This is a genomic window from Brevundimonas sp. GW821-FHT10A07, from assembly GCF_059415785.1.
The window spans coordinates 1-1,173 of record NZ_JBWKNX010000040.1 but is presented as its reverse complement, the minus strand read 5'-3'; the positions used below and the strand labels follow the sequence as shown (position 1 = coordinate 1,173).

The window sequence follows — 1,173 nt, the reverse complement described above, 5'->3', positions numbered from 1 at the left end:
CGGGGAGCAACCATGTCAGTTGATCACGGGCGTCCAGGGCTGATCACGCTTGAGGACGAGGTTTGCGGCTTCGATCAGCTTTCGCATGACGGCGACGAGGGCGACCTTTGGGGGCTTGCCGTTGTCGATCAGGCGCTGGGCGAAGGCCTTGAGCGCAGGGTCGCATCGGCGGGCGGCCATGGCGGCGATATAGAGCAGGCGTCGGGGTCTGGATCGTCCGCCGGCGATGAACCTCTGGCCCTTGTGGGCGCCGGAGTCTCGGTCGAAGGGGGCCACGCCGATCAGGGCCGCGGCCTGGCCCCGGCCCATGGCGCCCAGTTCGGGCATGCGCACGACCAGGCCGAGGGCGACGATGGGACCGACGCCCGGCAGGGAGCGCACCAGGTCGAACCGCCGCGCCAGGTCGGGCCAGACGCGCAGGCGGGCCAGCAGATCCGCCGCCAGCCGGGCCTTGCGGTCCTTGAGCTGGACCCACTGGGCGCGGGCGTCCTCCAGCAGGTCGGGCAGGCGGATATGCTCCATCTGGGTCTTGAGCAGCGTCGCCAGGTCGGCGGCCTGTTCATAGGCCGTCAGCCGCTCGGCCAGCTCCCTCAACCGGGGATCGGCGGCGGCCTTGACCGTATCGACCTGGGCCGTGGCCAGGGCGATCAGCCGCGCGTCGATCCGGTCGTTCTTGGCCCGCAGCCGCTTGATCCGGGCGAACAGCCGCACCTCCAGCGGCTGATGGATCACCACCTCCAGCCCCGCCGCCGCAAGCGCCTCGACCACGCCGCGCTCGTAACCGCCCGTCGCCTCCAGCCCGACCCGGCCCACGCCGTGCCCCGACAGCCAGGCCACCAACTCCGCGTGCCCCTGGGCCGTGTTGGCGACCTGAAGCGTCGCCGTCGGCTCCGCCCCGTGCAGCGCAACGTCCAGCCGGGGCTTGGACACATCGACCCCGGCGATCCGTGTGTTAGACTTGGCCTCGTTCATCGATCCCTCCTTGTGGCTTCGGACCTCATCGTCCCTGCAACCATCCGGATCAGTGAACAGCCGACGGCGACCCAGCTCCCCGACGGCCCAAAAGGCCAAGGACACGGGCGGTCCCTCCATCGGTGGCTCGCCTGATGCGGTGAACATCAGGCGGGCGTCCCGGATCAGGGGAAATCTAACCGATCAGCGACAAACAAGGAC

General features: G+C 69.8%; 1 protein-coding gene. It reads right to left on the bottom strand.

Annotated features, from left to right (window positions below):
- Positions 1-15 precede the first annotated feature (15 nt).
- Positions 16-972, bottom strand: coding sequence for an IS110 family RNA-guided transposase (locus AC07NC_RS17395; RefSeq protein ID WP_492322585.1), 957 nt, complete (start codon positions 970-972; stop codon positions 16-18).
- Positions 973-1,173 lie beyond the last annotated feature (201 nt).